This window comes from Thalassolituus sp. (genome assembly GCF_984348125.1).
In genome coordinates this window covers 138,060-154,791 of the sequence record NZ_CFHJLR010000004.1, presented here as the reverse complement: position 1 = coordinate 154,791, position 16,732 = coordinate 138,060, and the positions used below count along the sequence as shown (strand labels likewise).

Annotated in this window: 14 protein-coding genes and 1 pseudogene; 2 read left to right on the top strand and 13 right to left on the bottom strand. The window is 51.6% G+C overall.

From position 1 onward, the window contains the following. Nucleotides 1-299, top strand: a 299-nt coding sequence (locus AC5E51_RS04505; RefSeq protein ID WP_491778183.1) for a hypothetical protein, incomplete at its 5' end; no start/stop codon positions are given. Nucleotides 300-402: 103 nt separating this feature from the next. Here the strand turns inward: AC5E51_RS04505 and prpF are convergent. The 9 genes from prpF to ppsA all read right to left on the bottom strand — a co-directional run bounded on the left by prpF (nucleotide 403) and on the right by ppsA (nucleotide 12,483). Beyond that, entirely contained in the window at nucleotides 403-1,581 is a 1,179-nt protein-coding gene (prpF, locus tag AC5E51_RS04500) for a 2-methylaconitate cis-trans isomerase PrpF (protein WP_491778182.1), read from the bottom strand. Nucleotides 1,582-1,841: 260 nt separating this feature from the next. After that, nucleotides 1,842-4,439 carry a Fe/S-dependent 2-methylisocitrate dehydratase AcnD gene (gene acnD, locus AC5E51_RS04495; RefSeq protein WP_491778181.1) on the bottom strand — a complete coding sequence of 866 codons (2,598 nt, stop codon included), beginning with the start codon at nucleotides 4,437-4,439 and terminating at the stop codon, nucleotides 1,842-1,844. Between the two features lie 388 nt (nucleotides 4,440-4,827). Next, on the bottom strand, nucleotides 4,828-5,949 hold the full coding sequence (gene prpC / locus AC5E51_RS04490) for a bifunctional 2-methylcitrate synthase/citrate synthase (protein ID WP_491778180.1): 1,122 nt from the start codon (nucleotides 5,947-5,949) through the stop codon (nucleotides 4,828-4,830). A 267-nt stretch (nucleotides 5,950-6,216) separates the two neighbouring features. Then, nucleotides 6,217-7,095: a methylisocitrate lyase gene (gene prpB, locus AC5E51_RS04485; RefSeq protein ID WP_076514839.1), complete on the bottom strand. Its 879-nt coding sequence runs from the start codon at nucleotides 7,093-7,095 to the stop codon at nucleotides 6,217-6,219. Between the two features lie 24 nt (nucleotides 7,096-7,119). Beyond that, on the bottom strand, nucleotides 7,120-7,785 hold the full coding sequence (locus tag AC5E51_RS04480; RefSeq protein WP_491778179.1) for a GntR family transcriptional regulator: 666 nt from the start codon (nucleotides 7,783-7,785) through the stop codon (nucleotides 7,120-7,122). A gap of 198 nt (nucleotides 7,786-7,983) precedes the next feature. Next, nucleotides 7,984-8,478 (bottom strand): ribonuclease E activity regulator RraA, encoded by a 495-nt coding sequence (rraA, locus tag AC5E51_RS04475; RefSeq protein ID WP_491222767.1) that lies wholly within the window; start codon nucleotides 8,476-8,478, stop codon nucleotides 7,984-7,986. Continuing rightward, nucleotides 8,475-9,143 carry an NAD-dependent epimerase/dehydratase family protein gene (locus AC5E51_RS04470; RefSeq protein WP_491778178.1) on the bottom strand — a complete coding sequence of 223 codons (669 nt, stop codon included), beginning with the start codon at nucleotides 9,141-9,143 and terminating at the stop codon, nucleotides 8,475-8,477. Before AC5E51_RS04470 ends, rraA begins: the two co-directional genes overlap by 4 nt. After that, nucleotides 9,133-10,086 (bottom strand): alpha/beta fold hydrolase, encoded by a 954-nt coding sequence (locus AC5E51_RS04465; protein WP_068439631.1) that lies wholly within the window; start codon nucleotides 10,084-10,086, stop codon nucleotides 9,133-9,135. The genes AC5E51_RS04470 and AC5E51_RS04465 overlap by 11 nt, the downstream gene beginning before the upstream one ends. A gap of 27 nt (nucleotides 10,087-10,113) precedes the next feature. Beyond that, nucleotides 10,114-12,483, bottom strand: a complete 2,370-nt coding sequence (gene ppsA, locus AC5E51_RS04460) for a phosphoenolpyruvate synthase (protein WP_297533964.1) — start codon at nucleotides 12,481-12,483, stop codon at nucleotides 10,114-10,116. Between the two features lie 129 nt (nucleotides 12,484-12,612). Here ppsA and ppsR point away from each other — a divergent pair, with 129 nt between their 5' ends. Continuing rightward, entirely contained in the window at nucleotides 12,613-13,431 is an 819-nt protein-coding gene (ppsR, locus tag AC5E51_RS04455) for a posphoenolpyruvate synthetase regulatory kinase/phosphorylase PpsR (RefSeq protein WP_068439635.1), read from the top strand. Between the two features lie 3 nt (nucleotides 13,432-13,434). Here ppsR and AC5E51_RS04450 read toward each other — a convergent pair whose 3' ends face one another. The 4 genes and pseudogenes from AC5E51_RS04450 to AC5E51_RS04435 form a co-directional block, all read right to left on the bottom strand. Next, the gene (locus AC5E51_RS04450; RefSeq protein WP_068439637.1) at nucleotides 13,435-14,280 is read right to left on the bottom strand and encodes an alpha/beta fold hydrolase; all 846 of its coding nucleotides are present in this window, start codon (nucleotides 14,278-14,280) and stop codon (nucleotides 13,435-13,437) included. Continuing rightward, complete coding sequence (locus tag AC5E51_RS04445; protein ID WP_301388534.1) at nucleotides 14,258-14,944, bottom strand: hypothetical protein; 687 nt, start codon at nucleotides 14,942-14,944, stop codon at nucleotides 14,258-14,260. Before AC5E51_RS04445 ends, AC5E51_RS04450 begins: the two co-directional genes overlap by 23 nt. A gap of 42 nt (nucleotides 14,945-14,986) precedes the next feature. Next, nucleotides 14,987-15,043, bottom strand: a pseudogene (locus tag AC5E51_RS04440) (hypothetical protein); the annotation flags it as partial. A gap of 20 nt (nucleotides 15,044-15,063) precedes the next feature. Next, a complete protein-coding gene (locus AC5E51_RS04435) occupies nucleotides 15,064-16,707 on the bottom strand; it encodes an OmpP1/FadL family transporter (RefSeq protein ID WP_301378978.1) in 1,644 nt (547 codons plus the stop codon). Nucleotides 16,708-16,732: the final 25 nt, after the last annotated feature.

Genomic DNA, 16,732 nt, shown 5'->3' with positions numbered 1-16,732 from the left:
CCAAACCTGCAGCAGAAGCCAAACCTGCAGCAGAAGCCAAACCTGCAGCAGAAGCCAAACCTGCAGCAGAAGCTAAACCTGCAGCAGAAGCTAAACCTGCAGCAGAAGCTAAACCTGCAGCAGAAGAGCAATCTGCAGAAGCTGAGAAGAAGCCGACTCGCCGTCGTCGTCGCGCGCCGTCAGGTCGTGCACCGAACGACCCTCGTAATGCTGGGACCGCCAGCAATGAAGGTGACGAAGCAACCTCTGAAAAGCCGAAAAAGCAGGAAGTTGCTGAAGAGAGCCAGAGCGGAGAGTAATCTTCGCCCCTCTTTAGAGGCCACTCCCCTCTGAGTAACTCAGAGGGGAGCAGACGTAGAAAAGCCCGCAGATGCGGGCTTTTTTATAACCAGATACTTCTGATCAGAAAGTATCACCGGGGATATGAACATTCCCTTCCATAATGATGCGCGCACTGCGACTCATTACAGCTTTCTTAGCGGTCCATTCACCATTCACTTCCTCAGCCGCCGCGCCGACACGCAACGTTCCAGAAGGATGGCCAAAAGTAACCGCATCGCGATTACCGCCACCGGCCGCTTCGTTAACCAGAGTACCCGGAATCGCAGCTGCCGTCGCAATAGCAACCGACGCTGTACCCATCATGGCGTGGTGCAGTTTGCCCATCGACAGGGCGCGGACGCTAAGATCAATATCGCCCGTACCGATTTGCTTGCCGCTGGATGATTCATAGGCCGTTGCTGGTGCAACGAATGCAATTTTCGGCGTATGCTGGCGATCAGCCGCCTCGGCGACATCTTTGATCAGGCCCATTTTTACCGCGCCATAAGCACGCATGGTTTCAAAGCGAGCCAGAGCGTCTGCATCTGAATTCAGATCTTTCTGCAGCTCCGTACCTTTGTAGCCAATATCCGTAGCGTTTACGAAGATCGTTGGAATGCCCGCATTAATCATGGTCGCCTTGAAAGTACCGATACCCGGAACTTCAAGATCATCCACCAGATTACCAGTCGGGAACATAGAACCTTCACCATCGGCTGGGTCCATAAATTCGATGACAACTTCAGCCGCAGGAAAGGTCACACCATCGAGCTCGAAATCACCCGTTTCCTGCACTTCACCGTTAGTGATAGGTACGTGAGCTATGATGGTTTTGCTGATATTTTTCTGCCAGATACGAACCGTACAGATACCATTCTCGGGTATTCGGTCAGCGTCAACCAGGCCTTTGGAGATCGCAAACGCGCCAACAGCCGCAGTCAGATTACCGCAGTTACCAGACCAGTCAACGAACGGCTTATTGATCGATACCTGACCAAACAGATAGTCCACATCATGATCTGGCTGCTCGCTTTTTGCCAGAATAACGGTCTTGGAAGTGCTTGAAGTCGCACCGCCCATACCGTCGATTTGCTGACCATAAGGATCAGGACTGCCAATAGTCCGCAGCAGAATCTTATCTCGCGCATCACCTGGTACCTGAGCCGCTTCTGGTAGGTCCGTCAGGCTGAAGAAAACACCCTTCGACGTACCGCCGCGCATGTACGTCGCTGGGATTTTAACTTGTGGTTTATGAGTCATAAGATGCCCCATTAAATAATAAAAATAAGGTGGGCCATGCCCACCCTACCGATTCAGCTCTTTCGCCAACACCTCAACTACCTATCGACGGAAACAAGTCCGTTCGGGAGGCGTCAGTGAGACGGAAATCTATTCCCAACGCATTGAAGCGTCGGCGAAGACGCTGAGGCGAGGCGCAGACCAGCGAGGAAGCGGAGCGTACTGAAGTACGTGAGCATTCCGAGTTGATCTGCAACACTGTCTCAGCAATGCAGCCAGCTTCAGGCTCCCTTGAGGAAGTCTTTGGCGAATTTTTGTAGTACCCCACCGGCGCTGTAGGTCACAACTTCTTCAGCAGTATCCAGACGACAGGTCACCGGCACTTCAATGGTTTCGCCATTCTGACGATGGATAACCAGCGTCAGGTCGCAACCAGCAGAACGCTCACCAATTACGTCGTATGTCTCAGTACCATCCAGCTCCAGTGTCTTGCGCGTGGTGCCTTCTTTGAACTGTACCGGCAGTACACCCATACCGATCAGGTTTGTACGGTGAATACGCTCAAAGCCTTCAGCAACGATCACTTCAACACCCGCCAGACGAACGCCTTTGGCAGCCCAGTCACGTGACGAACCCTGACCGTAGTCTGCACCGGCAACGATAATCAGCGGCTGCTTGCGTTCCATGTAGGTTTCAATCGCATCCCACATCCGGACGACTTTACCTTCTGGCTCAATACGCGCCAGAGAACCTTGCTTCACTTCGCCGTTCTCCTGAACCATTTCGTTCATGAGTTTCGGGTTAGCAAGAGTGGCACGCTGAGCCGTAAGGTGGTCACCACGGTGCGTGGCGTACGAGTTAAAGTCTTCTTCTGGAAGTCCCATCTTGTGCAGATATTCACCCGCAGCACTGTTCATCAGAATCGCATTCGATGGCGACAGGTGATCCGTAGTGATGTTGTCCGGCAGAATCGCCAGCGGACGCATCCCCTTCATGGTACGTTCTGCTGCCAGAGCACCTTCCCAGTATGGAGGACGACGGATATAGGTCGACATTGGACGCCAGTCGTACAGTGGGCTCGGTGCTTTTTCAGCTTCGCCGAGATCGAACATCGGGATATAGACGTCACGGAACTGCTGCGGCTTAACGAACTCACCAACGATGGCGTCGATCTCTTCATCAGACGGCCAGATATCCTTGAGGCTGATCGGATTGCCATCAGCATCGTTACCCAGAGTGTCCTTTTCGATATCGAAACGAACAGTACCCGCAATCGCATAAGCGACAACAAGTGGTGGCGAAGCCAGGAATGCCTGCTTAGCGTATGGATGAATACGACCATCGAAGTTACGGTTGCCCGACAGGACAGCGGTGGCATACAGGTCGCGGTCAATGATTTCCTGCTGAATCTCAGGATCAAGGGCTCCCGACATACCGTTACAGGTCGTGCACGCGAACGCTACGATACCGAAGCCCAGCTTCTCAAGCTCTGGGAGAAGCCCCGCTTCTTCAAGGTAGGTGCGCGCCACTTTTGAACCCGGCGCAAACGACGACTTAACCCAAGGCTTACGTATCAGGCCCAGCTCATTGGCTTTTTTCGCCAACAGACCAGCCGCAACCACGTTGCGAGGGTTAGAGGTATTGGTACAGGAGGTGATAGCAGCGATGATGACCGCACCATCAGGAATCAGACCTTCAGCTTCCTGAGCTTTGGCCTCTTCCAGGTTACCCGCGATGCCCTTAGCTGCCAGATCTGCCGTTGCAAGAAGCGCATGAGGGTTTGAAGGGCCTGCCATATTACGACCAACAGAAGAGAGGTCAAATTTCAGAACACGCTCGTACTGTGCACTTTCCAGTGCGTCTGCCCACAGACCAGTTTCTTTAGCATACTGTTCTACCAGAGCCACCTGATCGGAGTCACGACCTGTCAGGTTCAGATAATCGATGGTTTGCTCATCGATGTAGAACATAGCGGCGGTTGCACCGTATTCAGGTGTCATGTTGGAAATCGTCGCCCGGTCACCGATCGTCAGGCTTGAAGCGCCTTCACCGAAGAACTCGAGGTATGCACCAACAACACGCTCTTTACGCAGAAACTGAGTCAGAGCCAAAACGATGTCCGTTGCGGTAATACCTGGCTGGCGCTTACCAGTCAGCTCAACACCAACAATGTCCGGGAGACGCATCATGGATGGGTGGCCCAGCATCACAGTTTCGGCTTCAAGACCGCCCACGCCCACAGAGATTACGCCGAGTGCGTCAACGTGTGGCGTGTGAGAGTCGGTACCGACACAGGTATCCGGATACGCAACGCCGTCGCGCGCCTGAACTACCGGAGACATTTTTTCCAGATTGATCTGATGCATGATGCCGTTACCCGCTGGAATCACGTCGACGTTGTCGAACGCCGTTTTAGTCCACTCGATGAAGTGAAAGCGGTCAGCATTACGACGCTCTTCAATGTCACGGTTTTTCTGGAATGCATCAGGATCAAAGCCGCCACACTCAACAGCCAGAGAGTGGTCAACAATCAGCTGCGTCTGAACCACTGGATTCACTTTGGACGGATCACCGCCCTGAGCTGCGATTGCATCACGCAGGCCAGCCAGATCCACCAGAGCGGTCTGACCCAGAATATCGTGAGTCACAACGCGTGCTGGGTACCAGGGAAAGTCGAGATCGCGCTTACGGTCGATCAGCTGCTCCAGGCTTGCGTTCAGTGCTTCTGGCGCACAACGGCGGACCAGCTGCTCTGCCAGAATACGCGAGGTGTATGGCAGTGTGTCGTATGAACCCGGCTTGATGGCTTCACATGCCGCGCGGGTATCAAAGTAGTCCAGGCTGCTGCCCGGAAGATTCTTACGGAATTCAGTATTCATACTCAATTTCTCATCACGGTTTTGGCGCACTCGATTCGGTGCGCGGATGAAAGCCGGTTTTCAACTCGTCGTGAATCTTTCCATGGAGACTCACGTCTGACTGCCGTCCGACCGCCATGGATGGCGGAAGTGTCGGATTCCGTAGGGAACGGAACCGACCATGGCATGCAGGGTTGAAAACCGGCTTTCACCCACACCCCCTACACCGGGTGGGCCGCTGAAGTCACCGCTCAATATGGCGGGGACTTCGGAGTACTCGAGTGAGAGCGGCTGTTGCGATCTGGCTGTGCACCACATGGATGTGGTGCCCAAGCCCCCAGGGATGGGTTCACGGCGCGCCAGAGAGGAATAGCCGCCTCTCACATTTAACTTTTAGCGGAGCAGCGACTTAGCGGTCAGCAATCGCCGGAACCGCACGATTCTCTTCACCAGTGTATTCAGCGCTTGGACGGATAATACGGTTGTCAGCGCGCTGCTCCATTACGTGAGCTGCCCAGCCAGTCAGGCGGGAACAAACGAAGATCGGAGTGAACAGCTTGGTCGGAATGCCCATGTAGTTGTACGCAGACGCATGGAAGAAGTCAGCGTTACAGAACAGCTTCTTCTCGCGCCACATAACCGCTTCACAGCGTACAGAAATGTCGTACAAGTTCGTGTCGCCATTTTCGTTCGCCAGCTTCTCAGACCACTCTTTGATCACAGCGTTACGCGGGTCAGATTCGCGGTAGATCGCGTGACCGAAGCCCATGATCTTATCTTTGCGCGCCAGCATACCCATGATGGACTCTTCAGCGTGCTCTGGGTTGTCCATGCCTTCGATCAGTTCCATCGCGGCTTCGTTCGCGCCACCGTGCAGTGGGCCACGCAGGGAACCAATAGCACCAGTGATACAGGAGTGCATGTCACTCAGCGTTGATGCACATACGCGTGCAGTGAAGGTAGATGCGTTGAACTCGTGCTCTGCATACAGAATCAGTGATGCCTGCATCACCTGAACATGCAGTTCAGATGGCTTCTCGCCATGCAGAGTCCACAGGAACTGTTCGGCAATAGAATCAGCAGCGGTATTCTCATCAATGCGCTTGTCATTGTGAGAGAAGTTGTACCAGTAGTTGATCATGCCTGGGAAAACAGCCAGCATGCGATCAGTCGCTTCCTGCTGTTCATCGAAGCTTTCTTCGGTTTCGAGGTTGCCCAGCATCGAACAGCCAGTGCGCATCACATCCATTGGATGAGCAGAAGCAGGAATGCGCTCTAGCACTTCCTTCAGCGCCTGTGGCAGACCACGCATGCCCTTCAGCTTAGTTTTGTAGGCATCCAGCTCAGCCTGAGTAGGCAGCTCGCCTTTCAGGATCAGGTACGCAACTTCTTCAAACTCACAGTTTGCAGCAAGATCTTTAACGTCGTAACCACGGTAAGTCAGGCCAGAACCTGATTTACCTACCGTCGACAGAGCAGTTTTACCGGCGACCTGGCCCCGCAGACCAGCACCACTTAATTCTTTAGCCATGTTTTAACTCCTGTTGAGCTAGCTGCATCGGTATCGCTGTGTTGAAGCTCTCTGAAAAATACTTACTTAGCAACAGTAAGCTCCGCTTTTTCATCGAGCTTCGCCTTGCGCTACCTTCTTCGCAAACGCTCATTCATTAAAATCAGTATTATCTATATAAAACAGATACTTAGATAAACACTTTAAACTAATTTAGACATCCGCCTGAGGCATCAACACCCACCCCAGAACCACAAGCGAGCGGCTTTGACGCCCGCCCACGGCGACTTACTTATTCTTACCTTCTTCGAACAGAGCATCGAGCTTCTGTTCAAAATCGTGGTAGTTCAGGTAATCGTACAGTTCCATACGGGTCTGCATAATATCGACCACCTTACGCTGGTGACCTTCTTCAAGCAGGCTTTTATAAACAGTCTCGGCTGCTTTATTCATCGCGCGGAACGCACTCAGTGGGTACAGCACCATAGCGGCGCCCCACTCACCCAGCTGCTCGCGACTCCAAAGTTCGGTCTGACCGAATTCAGTGATGTTTGCCAGAATCGGCACATCCAGCGCTTCAGCGAAAGCGCGGTAGTGTTCTTCAGTCTTCACAGCTTCAGCGAAGATGCCGTCAGCGCCAGCTTCAACACATGCTTTCGCACGTTCAATCGCCGCTTCAAGACCTTCCTGAGCGAACGCATCAGTACGGGCCATGATGAAGAAATCCGGATCAGTTCGAGCATCAACAGCCGCTTTGATACGGTCGACCATTTCTTCTTTAGATACGATTTCTTTGTTCGGGCGATGACCACAACGCTTTTGAGCAACCTGATCTTCGATATGCACTGCAGCAGCACCGGCCTTTTCCATCTCTTTAATGGTGCGAGCGATGTTGAATGCGCCCCCCCAACCCGTATCAATATCAACCAACAGCGGCAACGAGCTTGCAGAAGTAATACGACGAACATCTTCAACCACGTCGTTCAGCGACGTCATACCGAGGTCTGGCAGGCCGTAGGAAGCGTTTGCAACACCACCACCGGAGAGATAGATCGCCTGATGGCCAATTTTTTCAGCCATCATCGCGGCATACGCATTGATGGTACCTACAATTTGCAGCGGCTTGTTATCTTCAAGCGCCTTACGGAATTTCTGGCCTGGGGTCATATCAGGTCTCCTGTGCCGTATAAGTTAATGTCGGGCCTCGTGAGCCAGACGAGTTTCAAGGTTAGTCAAAGACACCTGGATATGGCGCCTCATCAGTAGTTCGGCGAGTTGCGGATCACGACTTTTTATCGCCTCCACAATGCGCTGGTGCTCTTTCAATGCCTGCAGCGGGCGCTCTGAGCTGGTACTGGTGCGATAACGATACATACGGATTATGTGATAGAGGTCACCACAGAGCATTTGATGCAAACGGCTATTCTTGCTGCCTTCGATAATGCGGTAGTGAAAATCCAGATTGCCCGACTTCTGGTAGTAACTGAGTCCCTGATCTGCCTCAATGGAACGTGCATGTTCTTCGAGAAGCTTTTCAAGTGCTGAAATATCAGCGTCAGACATACGCTCTGCGGCCAGGCGGCACGCCATACTCTCAAGCTCCAGGCGAACTTCATAGATATCACGCAGTTCCTCGAGCGACAAAGACACCACACGAGCGCCAGCATGCGGAACACGAACCACGAGATTGCGTGCCTCAAGCTTCTGAATCGCTTCTCTTATCGGCGCGCGACTGCCGCCATATCGGGTAACCAATGCCTGCTCCGACAGCCTTTCTCCGGGAGCAAGCTCTCCGCGCACAATAGCCGTGGCTAATTCAGAGAACACTTTTTCAGCAAGCGTTTGGGCTTCAGACATAAATTGTCGACAATCCTCAATAAGTCGACCGACATTCTACGCCGAAAAATGCGAGTTTCAATAGATCTACGACCAAGATTGTATACAACCCAAGCATACCCTATCGAGAGCAAGGTACAAAAAAGCCCGGACGTTCCGGGCTCCTTTTCATGCAGTTCATCAACCCACCAACCAAGCGGTTGTTTCAACAGGGTTAACTCAGGCTCCTGGCATTTCCAGTTTCTGCGGAGAAACGATAATGCCGTTATTATCTGCATAGACGAACTGGCCCGGCACGAAATCAACACCACCGAACTTAACCTTAACGTTTACGTCGCCCAGACCACGTTTATCGGTCTTCAGAGGATTCGTTGCCAGCGCCTGAACGCCCAGCTCAGTTTCCATAATGACATCAACATCACGGATACAACCGTAGATAATGATACCTTCCCAACCGTTTTTAGCTGCTTTTTCAGCCAGCATATCGCCCAGCAGCGCGTGACGCATGGAGCCGCCACCATCAACAACCATGACTTTACCTTTGCCGTCGGTGTCGACCAGCTCTTTTACTTTTGAGTTATCTTCGTGGCACTTAACAGTTACGATTTCGCCACCAAAAGACTCGCGGGCACCGTAGTTATTGAACATTGGCTCAACAACAGTGATGAGATCCGGGTATTCATCACAAAGATCCGGGGTTACATATTGAGTCATAGCGTCTCTCCTGAGTTAAACATGTCTATTTCACGTACTTTAAATCGGTGTATTCCGGTCAGATCCTGACCAGCGGCTACTGCGATCGCAGAAGCAACAGCAGCTCCATCCCGACCCTGGATATTTCTAGGTAAAGGCGACCGCAGGATACAACCCGCGATCTTTTCTGCAAACCGCTCCTCGCTGCGCTCGCCCAGCAATACGGACGGTTGCCAGAATTGCACACAGCGGGCGCCTAACTCGCTGAGCCCCGCCTCCATTTCGCCCTTGATCCTGTTATAAAAAAATATCGAACTGGCATCCGCTCCAGTCGCACTGACAATTGAACAGAGACTGGCACCTTTTGCGATCGCGGCAGATGCGGTCTCAACAACCAGATCCCGATCGACCGCCGCAAGGCCTGCCTTGCCAGCCACTTTTTGCGTCGTACCAAGTGCACAGAAGAAATGATCAACATGATCAGGCATAGGCTCAGAGAACGACTGCCAGATCAGCTGACCGCTATCGATGTATTTCTTAACAGAATCCGGCGCAGAACTACGCGCAATGGCAACGATTTTACGATAGCGGTTCTCCTGCAGCAGGCACTCCAACAGATGGGAACCAATCAGTCCGGTAACACCGACAATAACCGCAACTTTACTGTAAGGCTCCTCAGCTTGCATAAGCGCCAAGCCAATTACTGACCTTCGGCCAGACTTCGCGTTCGGCATCTTCGCCAATGATCATATCAATGTGAGCAAAATCCTTGCTAAAGCCGCTTCCAACGCCAAGGATAAGTTCCTCTTTAGGGCCGCCGTACATTCGATAAAAACGCTGACAATACTTCGCTGGATCCGTGGTATCACCCGCTGCAGAAACACCCAGAAGCGGAATTGTCGCTTCTTTCCACTTCGGCAACAGAGGCTCGCCAGTCGATGGCAACTTCCAACGCCCCAGCAGGCTATGGCGCGCAAGGTACTCATTAATGACACCTGCAGGTTCGTTTTCAGGCCCAATTTTCATCTGGCGACCGTCCAGCTCTTTCCTGAAAGAAACAAGCGCACGAGCAATTGGACCCGCGAGCGGAACCTGCAACGCCATATTCGGGCGCACCACTTGCGTACCAAACATGGCAAATGCTGGCAACGAAGTCAGAAAGCCACCGGAAACCGCAGTCGCGATGATAGTCCCACCAAGTGAATGCCCGAGCCAGGCCGGATAACGTCCACTCTGCTCGTGAATAAACTCATGAACCGCCGGGACATCGAAACGCGCGTACCGCTCAACAGTATTTTTTTGATAGTCATCATTACGGGGAGACTGGCCATGCCCACGGTGCTCGTATAACCAGACATCAAAGCCCTTTTCGACCAGAAAACTGGCCATGCCGCGCCCTTTCGCCGACAACCAGAAGCCTTTATTGGTGAAACTACCGTGAACGAGAACAACCGGAAACCCTCTGTCCTCACCTTGCTCGTTACCAGCCAGACCAATCCGCGACAGCGCTATCTGTACACTCGGGTCAGGATCGCGATTGTGTTTCACCAGATAGATATCCTCAGAGAGATCACCAAGGATATCTGCCCGCGATAAGGTCACGGGGAACAGCGAACTGCTGCTCTTCATAATTCGTTCGTCCTTTACTTGGGTTGTTCAGTCCTGCTTATTGGCAAGAAAGAACCAGGTATCCAACACGGAATCTGGGTTCAGAGAAATACTGTCGATACCTTTATCCATTAACCAGCGTGCGAAGTCCGGATGATCCGACGGCCCCTGACCGCAGATGCCGATGTACTTGCCTGCTTTCTTACACGCATCAATGGCGTTCTCAAGCAGAGCCAGAATTGCCGCATTACGCTCATCAAAGAGGTGAGCAATAATGCCGGAATCCCGATCCAGACCCAGCGTCAGTTGCGTGAGGTCATTCGAGCCAACAGAGAAACCGTCAAAATGCTCAAGGAACTGCTCTGCAAGAATCGCGTTTGCAGGGAGCTCACACATCATGATCAGGCGCAGGTCATTCTCACCACGCTTAAGGCCGTTTTCCGCAAGCAGCTCAACCACCTGCTCTGCTTCACCGACGGTGCGAACAAATGGCACCATAATTTCAACATTGGTGAAGCCCATTTCATTGCGGACTTTCTTCATCGCCCGACATTCGAGTTCGAAACAATCACGGAAATTCTTGGAGATATAGCGCGACGCGCCACGGAAACCCAGCATTGGATTTTCTTCTTCCGGCTCAAATAAGCGCCCACCAATCAGGTTGGCGTATTCGTTTGATTTAAAGTCAGAAAGACGAACGATAACGCGCTTCGGCCAGAACGCAGCAGCCAGAGTTGATATACCTTCAACCAGCTTATCTACGTAGAAATCAACAGGCTCGCTGTACCCAGAGATACGACGCTCGACGGTAGGTTTCACATCCTCAGGCAGCTGATCAAAATTCAGAAGCGCTTTCGGGTGAACACCGATCATGCGGTTAATAATAAATTCCAAGCGTGCAAGGCCAACACCGGCGTTCGGCAATGACTGAAAATCAAAGGCACGATCCGGATTGCCGACATTCATCATAATCTTAAGATCAAGATCCGGCATCGAATCCACGCTGTTGGTGCGAACATCAAAATCAAGCGCACCTTCGTAAACGAAGCCGGTATCACCTTCTGCACAAGAAACGGTGACTTCCTGGCCGTCGAAGAGTCTGTCTGTTGCATCATCGCAACCAACAACAGCGGGAATGCCTAGCTCACGGGCAATGATTGCTGCGTGACAGGTGCGACCACCTCGATTGGTAACAATTGCGGCTGAGCGCTTCATCACCGGTTCCCAGTCAGGGTCCGTCATATCAGCTACGAGTACTTCGCCTTCCTGCACCTTGTCCATATCTTCGATATGTTCAATAACGCGTACTTTACCCTTACCAATCCGGTGGCCAATGCTCCGGCCTTCAGCAAGGATATTGCCGGTTTCTTTCAGCAGGTAGCGCTCCATAACGTTTTTACTGGCGCGACTTTTTACGGTTTCCGGACGGGCCTGGACGATATAAAGCTTGCCATCATCACCATCTTTCGCCCACTCAATATCCATTGGGCGGCCGTAGTGTTTCTCAATGATCATTGCCTGACGAGCGAGCGACTGCACTTCGTCATCAGTAATAGAAAATATTCTGCGCAGGTCACGATCAACGCGTTGAGTCTCAACCGATTTACCAACCGAAGCCTCCTTGTTGTAAATCATCTTGATGGCTTTAGCACCAAGATTGCGACGCAGAATCGATGGTCGACCCTCAGTCAGGTTACGCTTGTGAACGTAGAACTCGTCAGGGTTTACCGCACCCTGCACAACGGTTTCGCCCAGGCCATATGAGGAGGTTATAAATACGACATCGTCGAATCCAGATTCTGTATCCAGGGTAAACATGACACCGCTGGATGCAGTCTCACTACGAACCATACGTTGAATACCCGCAGACAGGGCGACCTTGTGATGATCAAAGCCTTGATGCTCACGGTAAGCGATCGCACGGTCGTTAAACAGAGAAGCGAAGACATCACGGATCGCGAAAAGCACATTGTCGATACCGACAATATTCAGATGGGTTTCTTGCTGACCAGCGAAAGAAGCATCAGGCAGGTCTTCTGCAGTGGCTGATGAGCGCACAGCAACGGCCATGTTGTCATTGCCATCTTCCAGCCATGAGAACTCTTCACGCACTCTCTCTTCAAGCTTTGGCGGCAAAGGTGCCTCGTGAATCCACTCCCTGATTTGCTTACCCGTCGATGTCAATGCCTGAATATCATCAACATCCAGCCCCTGAAGCGCATCATTAATTCGTCCGCCCAGGCCCTCATAGGCGAGAAACTCCCGATAGGCATCTGCCGTTGTTGCGAAACCGTCTGGCACTGAAACGCCAGCGGCCGAGAGGTTTCCGATCATTTCGCCAAGTGATGCATTCTTACCGCCAACGCGCTCAACGTCATTGATGGTTACCTGATTAAACCTGAGAACATAATCGGTCAAGGAAACTCTCCTTCGTGCTGATGATTCAATTTTACGCTTGGGTGATTCGCATGAATCACCTATAGTTGCCTGCGTCTGCGGAACTCCGTCAGGCACGTAATACTAAGTGGACGCAGGAAAAATTACCATATGAAGCGCTTTGCCTATTTTATTTCCGACGGTACAGGAATCACGGCCGAAACATTAGGCAATGCCTTGCTAGCCCAATTCGACAAGCTTCAGTTTACCCGTGTAACACTGCCATACATTGATTCGACTGAGAAGGCTAACAACGCAGTGGCCAAAATCAATCAGGCCGCAAAGGACTCCGGCGCACCCGCCATTCTCTTCGATACGATTGTCGACAAGAACATCCGTTCTATCATCGACACCGCGGATGCATTTAAAGTCGACATTTTTGAAGCATTTCTGCATCCACTGGAGCAGGAATTAGCGACTGAAAGCTCGTACTCGGTCGGCAAGTCACACTCCCCTGCGGATAGTACGCGCTACCTGAACCGCATAGACGCAGTCAATTTTGCCCTCGACAATGATGATGGCGCACGCACCCGCCACTACGAAGATGCTGACGTCATACTCGTTGGCGTTTCCCGGTCCGGCAAAACTCCGACCTGCCTCTATCTTGCTATGCAATTCGGCATTAAGGCGGCGAACTACCCGCTGACAGAAGAAGATATGCTTGATCTGCGCTTGCCTGACAGCCTGCAGAAACACAAACATAAGATATTCGGGTTAACGATTGACCCGGAGCGCCTCTCAGCGATCCGCACAGAACGAAAAGCTAACAGCAGATACGCGTCACTTAAGCAATGCTACCACGAAGTAGACGAAGTGGAGTTTCTGTACGAGCGGGAGAACATCCCTTACATCAGCACAACCGACAAATCGATCGAGGAAATTTCTACTAGAATCCTTGATTCCACAGGGCTGAAGCGCTCTCTCGACTGATATTCAAGCACGTAGTGCATTAATCGCCGAAGCCACCTGCTTCGGCCTCGAATAAACAACGCCATGATCTGCACGCGGAACTTCGTGCAACACCCACGTCGGAGATTCAGCCGCCAGTCTTTTATGACGCATACGCATTGATTCAGGAGACAGGCCTCCGATGAGGCTCATACCTGGGACTGGTGAAATCCAGTTAGCATAATGATCTGAATACCGAGTCAACGCCTGACTAACCGCCCTGACACCATAGCCGAGCCCAGCCAGGTTTTCTGACAAACGTCGCACAACCAGGTCATCGCCAGCTTTATCACGAAACGGGGATACAGCATCCAGAAAACCAAGCACAGCATCCGCCTTACCTGACATCAGCAATTCAGCCTGGTCGCCATATTCTTCAGCTCGATGTATCAAAAGCTCTGGATTACTCGCCAACAAGGCCGCAGGCTCAATCAAACCTAATCGCTGCACCTTAAACGGCGCATCACTCAGCTCCGCAAGATGCATTGCCAGCAGCCCTCCAAAGGAATACCCGACAAGGTCAAACTGACCCCAACCCTGATACCTAAGGAATTCAGCGATAGCAGCCAGGTATTCATCAAAGCCCGCAGACTCTGCATTAACCCAAACAGAATCCCCCATTCCCGGAAGATCGGGAATCAGCACTTCATCCCATTCTGTCAGGTAATTAACAACCAGACGCCACGTCAGATCTCCGGCCAGGCCAGCACCATGCAGCAAGACCAGACGACGTGAATCACCCACAGCTGTACTCATGCTTTCTTCGAAGTTGACGAGCGTAGATGCAATATCACCGTGATTGAGGGTTTTACTGAAACGGTGCGTAGCCATCAGCCCAACGAATCTCCAGCGACATATCTTCCGCGGGTTTCATATCAAGATAAAGAATGAAACTCTCAACACCCTTGTCTTCGACAAGCACCCTGGCCTCCTGATATCCAACGCTATGCCAGCTTTCGGGAATACTATCGAGCGGCAAACGTCGCGAGTAGTACAGAGGCTTGAGGTCTGAGTTTAGCGAGATCAGGCTAGCCTCGACCGGAGCGCCACGCAGCCTGAGCACAAGAAATCGACGACCCGAAGTTGCCTTGGGAGGCTTTCCAATGTGAAAGTACCAGGCTGTGTGATTTCCCTGCGAAGTTGGGAACGAGCGATATCTGACAGGGTCAAACAGCTGCACCGACTTAAATTGCTTAGGGGCTTCAACAAACTGGTCAGTAAACGCTTCGCAGCACGCTCCCTGCGTCATTTGCTTATCAACCCGAAAAGGTGGCGCAAGAATAGGATCCCACCCAATAATGACCTCGTCATCGCCCACAATGGTCTCAGCAGCGGCTTCTTGTTCAGCTTCAGCGTCGTATGTTTCCGTACGAACACGCCCATCTGGCTCTACGATCACGTAAAAGGCAGGATTATCCTCATCGTACTGGCGAAGCTTTTCCTGAACCTCCTCCTCTGTCTGGTAGTCATTATCGTCACCAGGAGGTTGCTCCACTGGCTCTTCCTCACCGGGCTTCAGCGGGACATTATGAATTCGCCCCTGCGCATCAACCCAAGTGTAATAACTGCCGTCAGCCATGGCGACTGACGACAGCAGGAAGAGAAATATTAACCTCAGAACTTGGTCCTGAAGCTGATACCCGCGTGCCCAATGGTCAACTTGGTGTCGACATCGAGCCCTGGGTAAGGGTTGGTAACAACGCATGTAAGACAGTTACGGTTAAGAGAGTTACTTGAATTCGGATACTCATTATTAGAACTCGCGTCCTGCGGATCCGCCTTGATATGCTCAACTGATTTCATAAAACTCATCGACAGGTCGATGGTAGTATCCAGGTCCCACTGGTAGCCAAGGCCGACAGCGTACATACGCATAAAGCCAATCGGCGCCTGCAGGCTACGCGAATCCTTAGGAATTGAGCTACGACGGGGTTCAAAACCAGCACGCAGCTGTATACGTGAGTTAAGATCCATCGCCATACCAATATTGTATGTCCAGACACTACGGAAGTTCAGAGGCATTTCCAGAGTGGTATCAGTTACCAAATCCGGCGACAGGATTTTAGCCGTAGAAAGGAAGCTCACCTGACGGTCAAACTGGATGTCTAAGCTGTCCCATTCATCGAAGTCGGTCCAGCCAGCATCCAGATTGAAGTGAAATATATCAAAATACTTGAACTTCACACCCGCCTGAAAATGCTGAGGATAGGTCAGCTCTGACGTCACATAACCAGACTCATAAGTCTGCCCTTGCGGGAAAGAGAAAATCGCGCCAGTCACAGCACCAATAATCGATGAGTTAAAGGTACGGAAAAAGTCCGCAAAGTCGTCCGTATACTCAAGCTCGTAATCACCGGTCAGCTTGGTATTCGCCTCACTTTGATATGACATACCAAACTTAAACCAACCATTAGGTTCCCAAAGCATACCAAGGTTAAACGATGGAGACAGCGACTCAGTCATAGTGATATCAAGCGTGCCAATATCATCGTAGGGACCAACGTCACCACCACACAGCGTAATAAAAGGCGCCAGCGGATCATTCCGTTTGGGGTTGCCATTTTCATCGGGTTCGAGACAGCCAAAAGCATTTTGCAGCTCCTCGAGCACACCGACCAACACGTTTGGTGCACGAAGTTCCTGCTCTAAAGACACAGCCTGGTGTGAAAACAGGAGACCTGCGCCAACAGAGAATTCATCATTTACCTGATAACCAAATGATGGCGACAAATAAGTAAGCCGCTGAATTGCAACTTCTTTCGCCTGATAACGCCCCGGATCATCATCTCCCTTCGAGAAGCCTGCAGCCATTGGCGCATAGACAGCATTTGCAAAGGTAAATTTTGAGCCCGGCGGCTTAATAGAGAACCCCGCCGTTGGCAGAGCAATGATAGGCAATGGAATACCCTGACGGCCTATTCCAGGAAAATACGCAGCGACGTGCGCTCTACTTTTGCCTTCGTTCAACACAGGATCTTTGGAAGGGTCGAGCAAACCCGCCTCCCCAGGGTCAAAATCATCAGGCAAACTGAATTCAGCTTCAGAGTTCAGAATAATGTTATTGAACTGCAACTGAAACTGACGCCCATCAAGCTTAGTCAGACCAGCAGGGTTAAAGTGAATATCCATGATTCCGGTAGGGTCTGCTGTTACTGCGTTCCCCAAGGACATGGCTTTGTTGTCGATAAATAAGTTCTGCAGGAGTTCAGCATTTGCCACTCCTGGAACCAGCATCGCTAACAGCGCTAACTTCCGCATATTAAACCGCCACAAACTGTTATTT